Source organism: Pseudomonas sp. J452 (assembly GCF_024666525.1).
Classification (GTDB): Bacteria; Pseudomonadota; Gammaproteobacteria; order Pseudomonadales; family Pseudomonadaceae; genus Aquipseudomonas.
Genome location: NZ_CP088294.1, coordinates 4,844,818 through 4,862,927, shown reverse-complemented (window position 1 = coordinate 4,862,927; position 18,110 = coordinate 4,844,818). Strand labels below are relative to the sequence as shown.

At 64.9% G+C, this 18,110-nt stretch carries 14 protein-coding genes and 1 pseudogene; 4 read left to right on the top strand and 11 right to left on the bottom strand.

The window, feature by feature from the left end:
* The 11 genes and pseudogenes from purH to LRS11_RS22265 form a co-directional block, all read right to left on the bottom strand.
* Positions 1 to 936, bottom strand: a pseudogene (purH, locus tag LRS11_RS22315) (bifunctional phosphoribosylaminoimidazolecarboxamide formyltransferase/IMP cyclohydrolase); the annotation flags it as partial.
* A 90-nt stretch (positions 937 to 1,026) separates the two neighbouring features.
* Entirely contained in the window at positions 1,027 to 1,362 is a 336-nt protein-coding gene (gene fis / locus LRS11_RS22310) for a DNA-binding transcriptional regulator Fis (protein ID WP_173203763.1), read from the bottom strand.
* Complete coding sequence (gene dusB, locus LRS11_RS22305) at positions 1,359 to 2,357, bottom strand: tRNA dihydrouridine synthase DusB (RefSeq protein ID WP_260494994.1); 999 nt, start codon at positions 2,355 to 2,357, stop codon at positions 1,359 to 1,361. The genes fis and dusB overlap by 4 nt, the downstream gene beginning before the upstream one ends.
* A 214-nt stretch (positions 2,358 to 2,571) precedes the next feature.
* Positions 2,572 to 3,903: a DUF3426 domain-containing protein gene (locus LRS11_RS22300; protein WP_260494993.1), complete on the bottom strand. Its 1,332-nt coding sequence runs from the start codon at positions 3,901 to 3,903 to the stop codon at positions 2,572 to 2,574.
* Positions 3,904 to 3,957: 54 nt separating this feature from the next.
* Entirely contained in the window at positions 3,958 to 4,836 is an 879-nt protein-coding gene (gene prmA, locus LRS11_RS22295) for a 50S ribosomal protein L11 methyltransferase (RefSeq protein ID WP_260494992.1), read from the bottom strand.
* Between the two features lie 317 nt (positions 4,837 to 5,153).
* On the bottom strand, positions 5,154 to 6,509 hold the full coding sequence (gene accC / locus LRS11_RS22290; protein ID WP_260494991.1) for an acetyl-CoA carboxylase biotin carboxylase subunit: 1,356 nt from the start codon (positions 6,507 to 6,509) through the stop codon (positions 5,154 to 5,156).
* A 17-nt stretch (positions 6,510 to 6,526) separates the two neighbouring features.
* Positions 6,527 to 6,985 (bottom strand): acetyl-CoA carboxylase biotin carboxyl carrier protein, encoded by a 459-nt coding sequence (accB, locus tag LRS11_RS22285; protein WP_260494990.1) that lies wholly within the window; start codon positions 6,983 to 6,985, stop codon positions 6,527 to 6,529.
* Positions 6,986 to 7,012: 27 nt separating this feature from the next.
* On the bottom strand, positions 7,013 to 7,456 hold the full coding sequence (gene aroQ / locus LRS11_RS22280) for a type II 3-dehydroquinate dehydratase (RefSeq protein ID WP_173203788.1): 444 nt from the start codon (positions 7,454 to 7,456) through the stop codon (positions 7,013 to 7,015).
* A gap of 115 nt (positions 7,457 to 7,571) precedes the next feature.
* Positions 7,572 to 9,380, bottom strand: coding sequence for a protein-disulfide reductase DsbD (gene dsbD / locus LRS11_RS22275; protein WP_260494989.1), 1,809 nt, complete (start codon positions 9,378 to 9,380; stop codon positions 7,572 to 7,574).
* A gap of 339 nt (positions 9,381 to 9,719) precedes the next feature.
* Positions 9,720 to 10,613: a methyl-accepting chemotaxis protein gene (locus LRS11_RS22635; protein ID WP_409519830.1), complete on the bottom strand. Its 894-nt coding sequence runs from the start codon at positions 10,611 to 10,613 to the stop codon at positions 9,720 to 9,722.
* Between the two features lie 1,168 nt (positions 10,614 to 11,781).
* Entirely contained in the window at positions 11,782 to 13,398 is a 1,617-nt protein-coding gene (locus tag LRS11_RS22265; RefSeq protein ID WP_260494987.1) for a PleD family two-component system response regulator, read from the bottom strand.
* A 251-nt stretch (positions 13,399 to 13,649) separates the two neighbouring features.
* Here LRS11_RS22265 and LRS11_RS22260 point away from each other — a divergent pair, with 251 nt between their 5' ends.
* From LRS11_RS22260 to speA, 4 genes are all read left to right on the top strand, one after another.
* The gene (locus LRS11_RS22260; RefSeq protein ID WP_260494986.1) at positions 13,650 to 14,717 is read left to right on the top strand and encodes a DUF2333 family protein; all 1,068 of its coding nucleotides are present in this window, start codon (positions 13,650 to 13,652) and stop codon (positions 14,715 to 14,717) included.
* Between the two features lie 72 nt (positions 14,718 to 14,789).
* Complete coding sequence (locus tag LRS11_RS22255) at positions 14,790 to 15,323, top strand: NUDIX hydrolase (RefSeq protein WP_260494985.1); 534 nt, start codon at positions 14,790 to 14,792, stop codon at positions 15,321 to 15,323.
* Positions 15,324 to 15,665: 342 nt separating this feature from the next.
* A complete protein-coding gene (locus LRS11_RS22250; RefSeq protein WP_260494984.1) occupies positions 15,666 to 16,037 on the top strand; it encodes a translation initiation factor Sui1 in 372 nt (123 codons plus the stop codon).
* A 119-nt stretch (positions 16,038 to 16,156) separates the two neighbouring features.
* Positions 16,157 to 18,070, top strand: coding sequence for an arginine decarboxylase (gene speA / locus LRS11_RS22245; protein ID WP_260494983.1), 1,914 nt, complete (start codon positions 16,157 to 16,159; stop codon positions 18,068 to 18,070).
* Positions 18,071 to 18,110: the final 40 nt, after the last annotated feature.

The window sequence follows — 18,110 nt, the reverse complement described above, 5'->3', positions numbered from 1 at the left end:
GGCCAGCTCATAGGCCACGGCGGATGCCGCCTTCGCTGTCCAGGGCCACGGCCACGCCGCACGGGTTGGCATGTTTGACGATGACGCAGGCCGGCTTGACGAAGCTCTTCACGCATTCCAGCGCGGCGTCGGTGTCGGCCACGTTGTTGAACGACAGTTCCTTGCCCTGCAGTTGCACGGCGGTGGCCACGCTGGCCTCGCCCTTCTGCGCTTCCACATAGAACGCCGCGCTCTGGTGCGGGTTCTCGCCGTAGCGCATTTCCTGGGCCTTGATGAACTGGCTGTTGAAGGTGCGCGGGAAGGCGCCGCGATTTTCAGTGCTCAGGGTGTCGCGGCTCTGCTCGATGGTGCCCAGGTAGTTGGCGATCATGCCGTCGTAGGCGGCAGTGTGCTCGAAGGCTTTCAGCGCCAGGTCGAAGCGCTGGGCGTAGCTCAGGCCACCGGCTTTCAGCGACTCGACGATGCCGGCGTAGTCGCCGGCGTTGACCACGATGGCCACGTCTTTGTGGTTCTTCGCCGCGCTGCGGACCATGGTCGGGCCGCCGATGTCGATGTTCTCGATGGCGTCGGCCAGGTCACAGCCAGGCTTGGCTACGGTGGCGGCGAAGGGTAGAGGTTGACCGCGACCAGGTCGATCGGCTTGATGCCGTGCTGCTCCATCACCGCGCCGTCGAGGGCGCGACGGCCGAGGATGCCGCCGTGGATTTTCGGGTGCAGGGTCTTCACGCGACCGTCCATCATTTCCGGGAAGCCGGTGTAGTCGGCGACTTCCACGGCAGCCACACCGTTGTCCTTGAGCAGCTTGTAGGTGCCGCCGGTGGAGAGGATTTCCACGCCCAGGGCAACCAGTTCGCGGGCGAACTCGAGGATGCCGGTCTTGTCGGAAACACTGATCAGGGCGCGGCGAACGGGGAGGCGGGTGGTCTGGTCGGTCATTGCAGAGTCCATCAGAGCTTGGGAAATCAGTAAAAAAGGGCGGCCCTCTGTTTAATGTTGCGGGCCGCCCTTTTCCATGTATTCGGGTGTTTACAGCAGGTCGTACTGCTTGAGCTTCTTGCGCAGGGTGCCGCGATTCAGGCCGAGCAGCTCGGAGGCCTTGGTCTGGTTGCCTTTGACGTAGTTCATCACGGTTTCCAGCAGCGGCGCCTCGACCTCGTTGAGAACCAGGTTGTAGACGTCGGTAACGTCAGCGCCTTCCAGGTGAGCAAAGTAGTTGTGCAGCGCCTTTTCGACACTGCCGCGCAGGGTCTGGCCCTCTTCGCTCGGCGTGGTCAGGTGCTGCTTCAGGTTGGTGTTGTCGCTCACGGGTACTGCCCCATCAAAAACTGATTGATCAAAAAAAGGCTCGGTCATCCTCGTCATGCGGCCACCTCGTTGTCCTTGTTATGGCGTTCGGCAAAAAACTGCCGAACGTGGGTGTACTGCGCGTCCGTACTGTCCAGACGATTGAAGTCGGTGCGGAACTCCCTGGCGCCGGGCAGGGTGGCCAGGTACCAGCCGACATGCTTGCGGGCGATGCGCACGCCCATCACATCGCCGTAGAAGGCGTGCAGGGCGCTCAGGTGTTCCAACAGAATCCGTTCTATTTCGTACAGCGTTGGCGCCGCCAGTTCCTTGCCGGTCGCCAGGTAATGGGCGATCTCGCGGAAGATCCACGGCCGCCCCTGCGCCGCACGACCGATCAGCAGGGCGTCGGCGCCAGTGGCGGCGAGCACGGCCTTGGCCTTGTGCGGCGAATCGATGTCGCCATTGGCGAACACCGGAATCGTGACCGCCTGCTTGATCGCGGCGATGGTGTCGTACTCGGCCTCGCCGGTGTACAGGTCGGCGCGGGTTCGGCCATGCACGGCCAGGGCGCTGATGCCGGCCTGTTCGGCGATTTTCGCCACGTTCAAGCCGTTCTTGTTCGAGCGATCCCAGCCGGTGCGGATCTTCAGGGTCACCGGTACGTCGACCGCCTTGACCACCGCGTCGAGGATCGCGCTGACCAGCTCTTCATCCTTCATCAGCGCCGAGCCGGCGGCCTTGTTGCAGACCTTCTTGGCCGGGCAGCCCATGTTGATGTCGATGATCTGCGCGCCCATTTTCACGTTGCGCCGGGCCGCCTCGGCGAGCATCTCGGGATCACCACCGGCGATCTGTACCGAGCGTGGCTCGGGATCGCCGCTGTGGATCATGCGTAGGCTCGATTTGCGGGTGTTCCACAGGCGCACGTCGCTGCTGACCATTTCCGATACCACCAGCCCGGCGCCCAGGCGCCGGCACAGCTGCCGGAACGGCTGATCGGTGACGCCCGCCATGGGGGCGAGGATCAGCTGATTGGGCAGTGTGTAAGGGCCGATGCGTACCACCGACATGGAGGTCATCCCTGTTGTTTTTGAAGCCGTTCAGGCAATGGCTAGGCCCGCCTGAACTGGAAAACGGCTTCATGGGAGTGCGAAAAAGGAGGGCATGATACCCGCTCTCGGTGACCGGATAAAGGCTGTTTTGAACAAATTATGAGCAGCTGTCGGGTTATCGCCGCTGGGTCTTGGACACCCTGCAAGTGCCGGAAATCCGGCGCCTGCAGGCTTATTCCGGGGAGTGGAAGCTGAGGCTGTAGTTGACCGCCTTGGCACCTGGGTCGAGGATTTCCAGGGACACGTGGATCGGCGTCTGCGGCGGCATTTCCGCCTGGCCGGCGAGCTCGCCGCCGAGGTATTCACCCGGCTTGAAGCGACGACTGGCCAGCAGCTGACCGTTGAGGTCGGCGAAGCGCAGTTCCAGCAGCGGGAAGGGCTGGGCGAAGGGTGCGCGGTTGTAGATGATCGCGTCGACCACCAGCGAATCGCGGAATTCCGGATGGCTGCGCACCACCAGGTTGCTGCTCTTGATCTGCTCGATATCGACCTTGGATGGCAGCACGCAGCCGAGTTCCGGGCACAGCTGCTCGAACCAGGGACGGTACTGGTCCTGGCGCGCCAGTTCCTCGAAGTGATAGGTCACGTACTGGGTCGTCAGGGCGCCGGCGGCCAGCAGGTTCAGCAGGCCCCAGGCGATCCAGCGGCCCCAGGGCTTCCTGGCCTGCTGCCAGTCGAGTTGCAGGGGTTCGTCTTCCAGGCTCAGCAGGCTGTCATCGCGCAGGGCCGGCTCACTGCGCTCGGGTTTGCCGGGCAGGTTGGCGGGCGGAGCGTAGTCGGCGTCGGCGACTTCTTCGATGCGCTCTTCGTCGGCATCAACGCTGTCGTCTGGTTCGTCGCGCAGGGCATGCAGGCTGGGCTCCTGGCGCTCTTCTGGAACGGCCGGCGCTGGTGTCGGCTCGACTGACGGCTGTGGCTCGGCGGCGGCTGGCGGGCGAAATACCGGCTGCGGCTTGGCGGGCTTGTCCTCGCGCAGCAGGGACTCGGCCCAGTCTTCGTCATGCGGGTCGCGGGTCTCGCTCGGCGCCTTGAGCAGCTCGGCGCTGTTACCAGCGGCCGGCTTGAGGGCGACGAAGGCCTGGGACAGCTGCATTTCCTGCTCTTCGAGCTTGGCCAGCTCCTCGTCGAGGTCGAGGCTGTCGAGATCGAGGTCGTCGTGGATCCACAGGGTGTCGACCGGCTGCTTGTCCGCTGTGGCCGGCTTATTCAGGCTGGCCGTCGGCGCTGGCGCTGGAGCGCGCTCGGGAACGGGCTTGCTCGCTGGTGGCATGCTGGGTGCAGCGGCTGGGCTCGGGGCTGCGGCTTGCGGGCGTGCCGGTGCACTGGGTTGCGGTGCTACGGGCTTGCTGGCGCGCGTCTGGTCGACCAGCAGTTGCTGGGCCGCATTGAACACGTGCATGCAGGCGCCACACCGCACCGCACCATGTGCCGCACCCAACTGGGCGCGGTTGATGCGGAAACTGGTGCGGCAATGGGGGCACTGAGTGACAAAACTGTCGGTCATGCGGCGATCCGTGCAAAGCGAGGCGCTAGTTTACTCAAGCTCGTACAGGCGCTACTAGCGCTTGACCCCGCTAATCCGTACCCAGCCATCCTTGATCGCGGTTGGATCGAGGATGAAGGCGTCCTGATAGGCGGCGCGCACTTCGTCGGCCTGCTCGGCAAGAATGCCGGACAGCGCCAGGCGCCCGCCTGCCTTGACCAGGCTGCTGATCTGCGGCGCCAGCGACACCAGCGGGCCGGCGAGAATATTGGCCACCACCACATCGGCCGGTTGCTGCGGCAGGTCGGCGGGCAGGTAGACCGGGAAACGGGCCGGGTCGATGCCATTGCGCGAGGCGTTGTCGCGCGAGGCTTCCAGGGCCTGGATGTCGATATCGGTGCCGACCGCCTGGGGCGCGCCGAGCAGCAGGGCGGCGATGGCGAGGATGCCGGAGCCGCAACCGAAATCCAGTACGTCGCAGCCGCTGAGATCCTGGCCGTCCAGCCATTCCAGGCACAGGGCGGTGGTCGGGTGGGTGCCGGTACCGAAGGCCAGGCCGGGGTCGAGCAGCAGGTTGACTGCCTCCGGCTCCGGTGCGGCGTGCCAGCTCGGCACGATCCACAGGCGCTGGCCGAAGCGCATCGGCTGGAAGTTGTCCATCCAGCTGCGCTCCCAGTCCTGGTCGGCAATGTGCTCGATCTGGTGCTCGGGCAATGCGGCGCCAGTCAGCAGCTCCAGGTGGGCGATCAGGTTGACCGGGTCGGTATCGGCTTCGAACAGCGCCAGCAGGTGGGTGTGCGACCACAGTGGGGTGGTGCCCAGGTCTGGCTCGAAGATCGGCTGGTCTTCGGCATCCATGAAGGTCACCGAGACGGCACCGACACCGAGCAGGGCGTCTTCGTAGGTTTCCGCCTGATCCGGGGTGATGGCGAGACGGACTTGTAACCAGGGCATGGGAAACCTCGTGAACGTGGGGCGCTAGGTGCAATAGGGCGCGCAGCTTACTTGAACGCATGGGCATGCGGCCAGCGCAGGTGCCGGGCGGAAACGACAAGGGCCGCCCGTGGGCAGCCCTTGTCGTTGCATTTAGTCACGACCTTGCGAGCTAGAGCGAGACTAGGCAAAAACAACCGAGGAAGCGCAGTTTACTGCTGTAAATGAGCATGACTCGTTGCACTCGCCCTTCGGGTCGCGCTGAAGCGCGTTAGCCGCAAGCGGCTTGCCGAGGCTGTTTTTAACGCCGTATCGCCGACGCGCAGCAGGTCGTGGGCTTAGTGCTTATCCATACCCAGTTTCTTTTCCAGGTAGTGGATATTCACGCAGCCTTTATTGAAGCCCTTGTCGACCACCAGGTCACGGTGCAGCGGGATATTGGTCTTGATCCCGTCGACCACAATCTCGTCCAGGGCATTGCGCATGCGCGCCATGGCCTCGGCGCGATCCTTGCCGTAGGTGATCAGCTTGCCGATCAGCGAGTCGTAGTTCGGCGGTACCGCGTAGCCGCTGTACAGGTGCGAATCGACGCGTACACCGTTGCCACCCGGGGCGTGGTAGTGCTTGACCTTGCCCGGGCAGGGCATGAAGTTGTCCGGGTCTTCGGCGTTGATCCGGCACTCCAGGGCGTGACCGCGGATAACCACGTCGCTCTGCTTGATCGACAGCTTGTTGCCGGCGGCGATGCTGAGCATCTCCTTGACGATGTCGATGCCTGTGACCATCTCGGTGACCGGATGTTCGACCTGCACGCGGGTGTTCATCTCGATGAAGTAGAAACGGCCGTCTTCATAGAGGAACTCGAAGGTGCCGGCACCGCGGTAGCCGATCTCGATGCAGGCATCGACGCAGCGTTTCAGCACTTCGGTACGAGCCTTCTCGTCGATGCCCGGGGCTGGCGCTTCTTCCAGCACCTTCTGGTGACGGCGCTGCAGCGAGCAGTCGCGGTCGCCCAGATGCACGGCGTTGCCCTGGCCGTCGGAGAGCACCTGGACTTCCACATGACGCGGGTTGCCGAGGAACTTCTCCAGATAGACCATCGGGTTGCCGAACGCGGCACCGGCTTCGGTGCGGGTCAGCTTGGCCGATTTGATCAGGTCTTCTTCCTTGTGCACCACGCGCATGCCGCGACCACCGCCGCCGCCAGCGGCCTTGATGATCACCGGGTAGCCGACTTCGCGGGCAATGCGCAGGGCGGTTTCCTCGTCCTCCGGCAGCGGGCCGTCGGAACCGGGGACCACGGGGACGCCGGATTTGATCATGGCGGCCTTGGCGCACACCTTGTCGCCCATCAGGCGAATGGTGTCGGCTTTCGGGCCGATAAAGGCGAAGCCGGAGTTCTCCACCTGTTCGGCGAAGTCGGCGTTTTCCGCGAGGAAGCCGTAGCCCGGGTGAATCGCCGTGGCGCCGGTGACTTCGGCGGCGCTGATGATCGCCGGAATGTTCAGGTAGGACAGTGCGCCCGATGCCGGGCCAATGCAGACGGACTCGTCGGCCAGGCCCAGGTGCATCAGCTCACGGTCGGCGGTGGAGTGCACGGCCACCGTCTTGATGCCCAGCTCCTTGCAGGCGCGCAGGATGCGCAGGGCAATTTCGCCACGGTTGGCGATCAGGACTTTTTCCAGCTTCTGCATCACAGGCTCCCCGCGCATCAAACGATGGTGAACAGGGGTTGGTCGTATTCCACCGGCTGGTTGTTATCGACCAGGATGGATTCGATCACGCCGCTGGCTTCGGCCTCGATGTGGTTCATCATCTTCATCGCTTCGACGATGCACAGGATGTCGCCTTTCTTCACGCTCTGGCCGACTTCAACGAAGTTGCCGGAGGTCGGCGAGGCGGCGCGGTAGAAGGTGCCGACCATCGGCGAGCGGGCCACGGTGCCATTCAGCTTGGCGGCCACCGGAGCGGCTTCGGCGGCGACCGGAGCAGCGGCGGCAACCGGAGCGGCAACCGGCGCAGGAGCCGGGGCGTACATCGGCTGGGCATAGGCCGGCTGCTTGCTGTGACGGCTGATGCGCACGGACTCTTCGCCCTCGCGGATTTCCAGCTCGTCGATACCGGACTCTTCCAGCAGCTCGATCAGTTTTTTGACTTTACGGATATCCATAGCTTTGCAACTCCCAAGGTCAGGTCTTCAGGGGCGTTCTAATTGTTCCAGGGCAGCCTCCAGGGCCAGCCGATAACCGCTGGCGCCAAGGCCGCAGATCACTCCAACGGCTACGTCAGAAAAGTAGGAGTGATGGCGGAAGGCTTCACGTTTGTGCACGTTGGACAGGTGCACTTCGATGAATGGGATGCTTACCGCCAGCAGCGCGTCACGTAATGCGACACTGGTATGGGTGAAAGCCGCCGGATTTATCAGAATAAAGTCGACACCTTCGCCTTTTGCGGCGTGAATGCGCTCGATCAGCTCGTATTCGGCGTTGCTCTGCAGGTACAGCAGGTGGTGGCCGGCGGCGCGGGCGCGCTGCTCGAGATCCTGATTGATCTGGGCCAGGGTGGTGGCGCCGTAGACGCCGGGCTCGCGAGTGCCCAGCAGATTGAGATTGGGGCCGTGCAGCACCAGAAGGGTGGCCATGAATGCGTCCTTATTCTGTCCAATGGCCGGGACTATGCCGAAAGCGCTGCAGGCTGTCCAGTTGCCTGCAGTAGCCATCACGATGGCCGATTTTTGCGGCAGATAAATGACGTACTTACTGTTGGCGGCTGCCTGCGCGGTTTAGGCGTTCGGCGAAGTCGGCGGCGCTGATCTCTCCTACGACACGCAGATCGGCCCATTCGTCACCGTTGCCGGCAAAGAACAGGATCGCCGGCGGGCCGAACAGCTGGTAGCGATCGAGCAGGGCGCGCTGATCGGCGCGACTTTCCGTGATATCGAAGCGGATCAGCCGATAGGCGCCGAGTTGACGGGTCACCTCGGGGGCGGTCAGTACTTCGCGCTCGATCACCTTGCAGCTGATGCACCAGTCCGCGTACCAGTCCAGCAGCAGCGGCTGGCCGGCACTTTTCGCTGCGGCCAGGGCGGCATCTAGTTCGGCCGGGCTGCTGATGGTCTGCCAGCTGCTGCTGGCCGGAGCTTGTGTTTCGGCAGCCACGACGCCGGCGCTGCCGAGCGGGCGCAGCGGGTCGCTGTGGCCCTGCAGGGCGCCAACCCAGGCGACGATGGCATACACCAGCAGGGGCAGGCCGAGCACTTGTGCGACTTTCTGGTGGTGGGTTTTCGGCGTCAGCTCCAGTGCGCCGAGCCACAGGGCCACGCCGGCTGCCAGCAGGCCCCACAGGGCCAGGCTGACCGGGCCGGGCACGACACGCTCCAGCAGCCATATCGATACCGCCAGCAACAGGGCGCCGAACAGGTTGCGCACGCCGAGCATCCAGGCGCCGGATTTCGGCAGCAGGGCGCCACCGCCGACAGCGAACAGCACCAGCGGGGTGCCCATGCCCAGGCCCAGGGCCAGCAACTTGAGGCCACCACCGAGGGCGTCGCCGCTGGCGCTGATATACAGCAGGGCACCGGCCAGCGGCGCGGATACGCAGGGTGAGACCAGCAGGCTGGAGAGCACGCCGAGCGCGGCGGCGCTGAGCAGGGTGCCGCCATGCAGGCGCTGGCTCAGGCGCTGCAGCGGGCCGTCGACCGCCTGCGGCAGGCGCAATTCGAGGAAACCCAGGCTGGCGGCGGCGAACAGGGCGAAGAAGATCGCGAATGGCACCAGCACCCAGGGCGACTGCAGGCGCGCCTGCAGGTTGAGCTCGGCACCGAACAGGCCCATCAGCGCGCCGAGAATGGCGAAGCTGAGCGCCATCGGCAGCACGTAGGCCAGCGACAGCACCAGGCCACGCATGCCGCCTGGCTGGCCGCGCAGGACCACGCCGGTGAGGATCGGCAGCATCGGCAGTACGCAGGGGGTGAATGCCAGGCCCAGGCCACCAAGGAAGAACAGCGCCAGCTCCTTCCAGCTCCAGCCGGTCGCGCTGGCCGGGGCTGCGGTGGCGGTGCTGGAGGCTTCGCTGGTAGCGCTGGTCGGTGCTGGGCTGGCGGCTGCGCCGACTTCCAGGCGCGCGGTCTCCGGCGGATAGCACAGGCCCTTGTCGGCGCAGCCCTGGTAGGTAACGTGGACGCTGAAGGGCAGGTCGATGGGGTTGTCCAGCGGCAGCTCGATATCGGTGATGCCGTAGTACACCTCGACATCGCCGAAGTATTCGTCGTGCTTGGGCTGACCGCCCGGGATCACGGCCTCGCCCTTGGCCAGGTCGCTCGGCTCGATGCGGAACTTGAAGGCGTGCCGATAGAGGTAGTAACCCTCGGCGCCCACGAAGCGCAGTTTCAGCGCCGTCGGCGAGTTCTCTACCAAGCTCAGGCGGAAGGCTTCGCCTACCGGCAGGAAGTCGGCGCTGTTGTTCAGCGGCGCACCCAGGGGCGCGTCGGGCAGCTTGTCGAACAGGCCGGCGCTGGCCGGCAGGCTGAACAGCAGGAACAGAACGAGAGGCAACAAACGGCGCATGGCGGGCTCGCACGACGGACTTGGCGGGCATCATACCCAAGTCGGCGAGCCGACCCCAGGCGGCTGGTTGGCGCATAGGGTTAGCAGGCTGTTGAAAAACTACCTGCGTTGCCATCACGGCGTTAAAAACAGGCTCAAAATGCTCATTTACAGCTCGTAAACTGCGCTTTTTCGCCTTTTTTTGCCTTGCGCTGGCTGCCTCGCCAACGTTTTTCAACAGCCTGCTAGTGGATGTTGCCGGCTGATGGACGGCGGCTTCGTGCGGGCAGGTCTATTGGTAGGGCGGGTGCAACCCGCGCTGGGCTCACCGCGGGTTGCACCCGCCCTACGTCTCGCCGCTCAGACGCGAAAGGCCTGCACCGCGGTGTTCAATTGTCCGCCTAGTTGCAACAGCTGTTCACCCTGCTGGCGGCCTTCGCCGATGCGCGCCAGGTTGTCGCCGCCGAGGCGGTGGATGCGTTCACTGTGGCCGCGGATTTCGCTGGCGGCGCCGCCTTGCTGGGCCGTGGCCTCGGCGATGCGCTCGGCCATGCTGGCGATAGTGCGGATCGCCCCGACCACTTCGTCCAGCGCGCCATCGGCCTGGGCCGCCTGGCCCGCGGTGGCCTCGGCATGCTCGACCTGGGCGCGCATGGCCGCTACCGACTGTTGCGCCGCCTGCTGCAGGCGCGCGATCAGTTGCTGGATCTCGTCGGTGGCGCCACTGGTGCGCTGGGCCAGCGAGCGTACCTCGTCGGCAACCACGGCGAAGCCGCGGCCCATCTCGCCGGCACGGGCGGCTTCGATGGCGGCGTTCAGCGCCAGCAGGTTGGTCTGCTCGGCCACGCCGCGGATCACCGTGAGCACCTGGCCGATGGTGGCGGTCTCGCTGGCTAGCTGTTCGATGGACTGGGCATTGCCCTGCACCTTGCCGACCAAGGCATGCAGGCCGGTGAGGCTCTGCTCGATCACCCGCTGGCCCTGTTCTGCCGCGCGGCTGGCGGCGCGGCTGGCATCGGCGGCCTGGCTGGCATCGTCGGCGACCTGGGCGATAGTGCCTTCCAACTCGCCGAGGGCATCGCGGATTTGTGCGGTATCGGCCAACTGGCGTTCGGCGCCACCGTGCAGGCCCTGGCTGATGTCGGCCAGGGTGCGGCTGCTGCCGGCGACTTGGGCGGCGTTGTGGTGGATGGTGCCGACCAGCTCGACCAGATAGCGGCGCAGGCGGTTCAGCGAGTCCTCGATATCGCGCATTTCGCGGGTCTGTGAGTTGAGCGCGATGTCGCTGGCGAAGTCGCCGGCGGCCCAGGTGCCCAGAGCCGGGGCCAGGCGTCCGAGAACATTGCTCAGGCGGCGCTGGATGCGGTCGATGGTCAGGGCAATCAGCAGGATCAGGCCGATCATCAGGCCCTGGATCAGGCGTACTTCGCCCTGGATGCGCCCGTGCTCGGCGCGCACCGCCGGCTCCAGGGCGGCCAATGCCTGCTGCAGGCCTTCGATCTTGGCCGTGCTGTCGAGTGCCAGCTGGTTGCGCTTCTCTATCAACTCGCGGGTGCGGCCCAGTTCGGCCGGGTAGCGCTTGAGCAGGCTGGCAAAGTCGCGTTTGAGGGCGATGCCGCGGTCTTCGGCCTGCTCCTGCTCGTCACTGTCGGCCAGGCCGAGCAGGGCGCCAAAACTGTTGCCGCTGGCTTCACTGCTGTCCGTCACACCCAGCAGCGGCAGGCTGTCGAGGGTGCTGGCCTGCTGGCTGAGGACGGCCAGTTCGCGCTCGACATCGGCGATCAGCTCGCTGCGCCCGCTGCTGACCAGCTTGCCACGGGCGTGGCTCAGACGGCTGAGGTGCTGGGCGGCCTTGAACAACGGCGCCTGATAACTGGCGGCAGTGCTGCTGGTGCTCTCGCGGGAATACTTTTCGAGCTGCTCGAGGGCGCCGCTGATTTCGCGCTCGGCCTGCAGCAGCAGGCCTTGCGGGTCGCCAGCGAGCTTGCCGGCGGCGAGCAGGTCGTTGGCGGTGAACTGGCTGAGTTCGGCCAGGCTCGGGCGCAGTTCATCGGCCAGTTGCGTGGGCAGGGCGTCGAGGTTCTGTTCCAGCTCGCTGATGGCCAGGCTGGCGGCGCTGTGGCGCAGGGCATCACCGCTGCCCAGGTAACGCTGGATGTTGTCGGCGACCTGGTGCTGGAACTGCTGCGACAGGTTGAGGTAGCGCTGCATTAGCAGGTAAGGGCGCTCCAGCGCCCGCTCCGACCACCAGAGCGTGGCGGCAAGAGCCAGGCAGGCGGTAACCAGCAGGGCGGTGGACAGATTGGTGAGCAGCTTGAGGCGCATGGTGGCGGCAACCGGAAGTCTGAAACGGTGCCGTCGAGGTTATTGCGGTTTGATTGCGACTTTGTGACAGCGTGACGTTCGTCACGCTCCGTGCCGCTTAGGCGAGATGGATTTCCACCCGGTTGCGCCCGCCATGCTTGGCCACGTACAGGGCTTCGTCGGCCTGTTTGGACAGCAGGTTGCTGTCCAGTTCGCCGCGCAGTTCGGCGATGCCGCAGCTGAAGGTGCAGGACAGGTCCTGGGGTTGCGCCGGGTAGACGATCTCGGCGAAGCGCTTGCGGATCTCGTCGAGCACCTTGGCGGCGGTGACCGCGTCGGTGTCCGGCAGGACCACGGCGAATTCCTCGCCGCCGTAGCGACCGATATGGTCGGTCTTGCGCAGGCGCTGCTTGAGGAACAACGCCAGGCTCTTGATCACCCGGTCGCCCATGGGGTGGCCGTAGGTGTCGTTGACCCGTTTGAAGTGGTCGATGTCGAGCATGGCGAAGCTCAGCGGCTGGCCGTCGCGACGGGCGCGGAAACGCGCATCCTCCAGCAGCTGCAGGGTGTGGGTGTGGTTGTACAGCCCGGTGAGGCTGTCACGCACCATGCGCGACCTGAGATTGCGCGCGCGGCTGGCGCGGTTGCGCACGGTGGCGATCAGGTGACGCGGCTTGATCGGCTTGGTGAGGAAATCGTCGCCGCCCTCGCTCATGGCGTCGAGCTGCTTGTCCAGGTCGTCCTCGGCGGACAGGTAGATGATCGGCACGCTGACATAGCGGTCATTGTGGCGGATCACCTTGGCCAGTTCCGGGCCGTTGCAGTCAGGCATGTACATGTCGAGGATGATCAGGTCCGGCTGGAAGTCGGCCAGCTCGGCCATCGCCTGGATCGGCTCGGTGAGGGTGCGGGTGACGATCCCGGCGCTGTTCAGCACGCGCTCGGTGTGGGTCGCCTGGGCCCGTGAGTCATCGATGATCAGCACCTTGTACGGGTCGTACTGGGAAACGTGGGTGAGCACCTCGATGCGCTCGATCAGGCTGGAGGCATCGAGGCTGCCAGTGAAGAATTCCTGGCCGCCGGCGCGTACGGCGGCCAGGCGCGTCGGCGTGTCGGTATCGGCGTGGCTGAAGAACAGCAGCGGCAGCTTCTGTTCCAGGCCCTGCTGGGCTTCGCTGGCCAGTTGCAGGCCGAGGCCGGGGCCAGCGAAGTCGACTTCCATGAGGATGGCCGCCGGATGGCGCTCGGTCATGGCGGCACGAAACGCATTGGCGCTGTCCAGGGCCTGGGCGGTGAGGCCGAAGAACTCCAGTTGCTGGGCCAGGCGCTCGGCACGCTCGTGATCCTGCAGGGCCAGGTACACCGGTTTGCGCAGCGGCGGCAGGAACGTCTGCTCGAACTGGTCGCCATGGCGCAGGCCGGTGCGTGACAGGCGCTGCATCAGTTGGTTGAGCTCGGTGATCAGTTGGCTGTTGAGGCGCCCGCGATTGGCCTCCACGGCGCTCAGGCAGTTGCCGATGCTGGCCGCCAGTTGCACATGCACGGCCTGCTCGAAACGTTCGGCGTAGCGCAGCAGGCCCAGGTTGGCCTCGACCAGTTCGGCCATGTCGACGGCATTCCACTCGGCCTGTTGCAGGCGTTGCCAGACTTCCAGAACCTGACGGGCCTGGTGGATGACGCGTTTGGCAAAGTGCTGCTTGAGACGGTCGCGGCTTGGGTCTTCTTGCTCGATCATGGCCTGCAGTCTTCTCGTGCCCTGGTAGGGCGGGATGATGGCCCCATGCTACCACTGGGGAACTGTGGTGCTACAACCGCCGATCATTTGGCGTCAACCTTCCATCTTTTGGCGCTTTTGCCCGCTTTGCGGGTACGGTAGCGCTCCGCAGCGCTGCGTTTGCGCCTAGGCTTCACTTATAGTGCAGGGCCGCCAGCTCCATGTCTGGGGTGTGGTTGGTAATTCGAGAAAGACGATTTAAGGATATGGCCATGCTGGATTGGAAGAAACGCACAGAAGACCTGCGCGGCAGCGTCGACGACTCGGTGGATGATGTTCGCAGCTATTTCGGTGGCCTGTGGCTGAGCCGCACCCTGGGCAGCCTGCTGGCTATTTATCTGCTGGCGGCGCTGGGCGTCGGCTGGTACTGGAGCCAGGAGCCCGCGCTGTTCCCGGTGCAGCAACATGCCCAGACGGCGGCCGAGAAGGCGCAGCGCAAGCTGGTGGCGGGCTACACCACGGTGGAAACCCTCAAGCAGGTATCCAGCACGCTGCTCAACAAGCCGGGTGGCTACCTGTCCAACGACATCGCGCCGCCCGGCCTGTGGCTGGACAACATGCCAGCCTGGGAGTACGGCGTGCTGGTCCAGGTGCGTGACCTGTCCCGCGCGCTGCGCAAGGATTTTGCCCGCTCGCAGTCGCAATCCACCGAGAGCACGCTTCTGGTCAGGGCCGAGCAGCGTTTTAACTTCGACAACAAGAGCTGGGCCCTGCCGGCCTCGGAAGCTGAATACGCCGAGGGCCTCAAATCGCTGGATCGCTACCTGGCGGCCTTGGCCGACCCGAGCCAGCAGAACGCACAGTTCTACGCTCGCGCCGACAACCTCAACAGCTGGCTGGGCGATGTCGCTACCCGCCTCGGTTCGCTGTCCCAGCGCCTGTCCGCCAGTGTCGGTCGAGTGCGCCTGAACACCGATCTGTCGGACAAGGCGCCGGTCGACGGTGAGGCCGTGCCGCTCAGCGAGGAGGAGGTGAAGACCCCCTGGCTGCAGATCGACAACGTGTTCTACGAAGCCCGTGGCCAGGCCTGGGCGCTGTCGCACATCCTGCGCGCCATCGAGGTGGACTTCGCCGACGTGCTGGCGAAGAAGAATGCCACCGTCAGCGTGCGGCAGATCATCCGCGAGCTGGAGGCGGCACAGGAGCCGCTGTGGAGCCCGATGGTGCTCAATGGCAGCGGCTACGGCGTGCTGGCCAACCACTCGCTGGTGATGGCCAACTACATCTCGCGCGCCAATGCGGCGATCATCGACTTGCGCACCCTGCTGACCCAAGGCTAAGGCATGTTTGCCTACGCGCTGTCGGATCGTGTCGTGCGCAGTCCATCCTGCAGCCTGACCGAGGGCTGAGGCATGCCGATCTCCGCCGAGGAAGCGGCGCACCGTGCCGCTTCCGATGCTGAACGCATTGCCTGGGTCGACGCGCAGGATTGCCTGCTCGGCAGCCTGCCGCGCGCCGAGCTGCGTGAGCGCGGGCTGATCGGTCGCGGCACCTTCATCCTGCTGTTCAATGCTGCCGGCGAGCTGTGCGTGCACCGGCGCACCCTGAGCAAGGCCATCTATCCCGGCTACTGGGATGTGGCGGCCGGCGGCATGGTGGGCGAGGGCGAGAGCTATGCCGAATCGGCCGCGCGCGAGCTGCAGGAGGAGCTGGGCATTGCCGGTGTCGAACTGCGCGAGCATGGGCGCTTCTTCTTCGATCAGCCGGACAATCGACTGTGGTGTGCGGTGTTCTCGGCGGTCTCCGATGCACCGCTGGTGCTGCAGCCGGAGGAAGTGCTGGAGGCGGTTTTCCTGCCGCTGCCGGAGGTGCTGCGTGAGGCCGAGAGCAAGCCCTTCTGCCCCGACTCGCTGCAGGCGCTGCGCAGTTACCTGGCCAATACCTGATGGTAGGAGCGAGCTCTGCTCGCGAAATGGCTGGGCGCAGAGCTTCGCGAGCAGAGCTCGCTCCTACATAAAGCATGCAGGCCTAGTCTTGCCTGGCTTTGTGCAGTTTTCTGGGCGTGCTTGTGCGAGATGCCGAACGAGGGCGGGCAAAGGTCGCCAATCCATCGATCATTGGCGCAATTACATACTTAGCAAGGCCAATCTTTGCCGTTACACTGCGCGACCTTTGAAGCCGGGTTCCCAGCCCGGTTGCGCTGCCCCTGCCAGAGTGGGGCTTCGCGGTCGATGCCTCAGGCACTTGTCGACCAGTCGCTATCCTGACCAACCCAAGAGGAAAAGCCGGTGGTCAAGAAAGCTTCGTCATTCTCCGCCTTGAGCGGTCTCGTCTATTCCACCGACAGCGGTCGGCACTGCCCCGACTGCAGCCAGCCGGTGGATGCCTGTATCTGCAAGCAGAGCCGGATTCCCGAAGGGGATGGTATCGCCCGTGTGCGCCGGGAAACCAAGGGCCGGGGTGGCAAGACGGTCACCACCATCAGCGGTGTGCCGCTAGCCGAAGAGCCGCTGAAAGAACTGGCCAGCGCGCTGAAGAAACGCTGCGGCTGCGGCGGCGGACTCAAGGATGGGGTCATCGAGATCCAGGGCGACATGGTCGACCTGCTCCTCGAAGAGCTCACCAAGCGTGGCTTCAAGGCCAAGAAATCCGGCGGCTGAGCCGGCGCCTCCTAAACTTCTCGATGGGGCAGTGGGTCCACTCTCCGTCATTCGTCATGATTCGCTTCTAACCTGTTGCTTGATCAGGCAGCTGTTCCTTTCTATTGCAGGAGACCCCGATGGCCGCAAGACGCACACGCAAAGATGACGGTAGCCAATGGACAGTCGCGGACAGCCGCAGCGTATATGGCATCCGCCATTGGGGCGCCGGCTTCTTCGCGATCAATGACGAAGGCCGCGTGGAAGTTCGCCCGAATGGCCCGCAGAGCGCGCCGATCGACCTCTATGCCCAGCTCGATGGCCTGCGCGAAAGCGGCCTGTCGCTGCCGTTGCTGGTGCGCTTCCCGGACATCCTGCAGTACCGCGTGCGCCAGCTGACCGGCGCCTTCGACGCCAGCATCGCGCGCCTGGAATACCAGAACCGCTACACCGCGCTGTACCCGATCAAGGTCAACCAGCAGGAAGCGGTGGTGGAGAACATCATCGCCACCCAGGACGTGTCCATCGGCCTGGAAGCCGGTTCCAAGCCCGAGCTGATGGCCGTACTGGCCCTGGCTCCCAAGGGCGGCACCATCGTCTGCAACGGCTACAAGGACCGCGAGTTCATCCGCCTGGCCCTGATGGGGCAGAAGCTCGGCCACAACGTGTTCATCGTCATCGAGAAAGAGTCCGAGGTGCAGTTCGTCATCGACGAGGCGGCCGAACTCAAGGTCGCCCCGCAGATCGGCCTGCGCGTGCGCCTGTCGTCCCTGGCGTCGAGCAAGTGGGCCGATACCGGCGGCGAGAAGTCCAAGTTCGGTCTGTCCGCCGCGCAGCTGCTATCGGTGGTCGAGCGCTTCAAGCAAGCTGGCCTGGACCAGGGCGTCCGCCTGCTGCACTTCCACATGGGCTCGCAGATCGCCAACATCGCCGACTACCGCAAGGGTTTCCGCGAGGCCATCCGCTACTACGGTGAGCTGCGCGCCCTCGGCCTGCCGGTCGATCATATCGACGTCGGCGGCGGCCTGGGCGTCGACTACGACGGCACCCATTCGCGCAACGCCAGCTCGATCAACTACGACATGGAAGACTACGCCGATGCCGTGGTCGACATGCTCAAGGAGTTCTGCGACCGCCAGGACATCCCCCATCCGCACATCTTCTCCGAGAGCGGCCGGGCGATGACCGCGCACCACGCGGTACTGCTGGTGCAGGTGACCGACGTGGAAAAACACCACGACGAAGTGCCGCGCATCGACAGCAGCATCGAGCAGCCGGAAGTGCTGCAGGTGCTGATCGACCTGCTCGGCGACAGCGATCCGGAAATGGTCGCCGAGACCTACTGGCGTGCCACCCACTACGTCAGCGAGGTGGCGGCGCAGTACTCCGCCGGCAAGCTCGACCTGCCGCAGAAGGCCCTGGCCGAACAGTGCTACTTCGCCATCTGCCGGCGCCTGTACAACCAGCTCAAGGCCCGCCAGCGCTCGCACCGCCAGGTGCTCGACGAGCTCAACGACAAGCTGGCGGACAAGTACATCTGCAACTTCTCGGTGTTCCAGAGCCTGCCGGACACCTGGGCCATCGGCCAGATCCTGCCGATCCTGCCGCTGCACCGCCTGGACGAAGAGCCGCTGCGCCGTGCCGTGCTGCAGGATCTGACCTGCGACTCCGACGGCAAGATCAACCAGTACGTCGACGAGCAGAGCATCGAGACCAGCCTGCCGGTGCACGAACTGCGCGATGGCGAGGACTATGTGTTGGGGATCTTCCTGGTCGGCGCCTACCAGGAAATTCTCGGCGACATGCACAACCTGTTCGGTGACACCGACTCGGTGAACATCTACCAGAACGCCGACGGCACGTCCTACCACGCCGGGATCGAGACCCACGACACCATCGAGGACATGCTGCGCTACGTGCACCTGTCGCCCGAGGAACTGATGAGCCACTACCGCGACAAGGTGGCCAGCGCCAAGCTCAGCCCGCGTGAACGCACCCAGTTCCTCGATGCCCTGCGTCTGGGACTGACTCGTTCGTCTTATCTGGCGACTTGAGCCGAAGGCTCTTGAGATGAAAAAGCCCGGCGCATGCCGG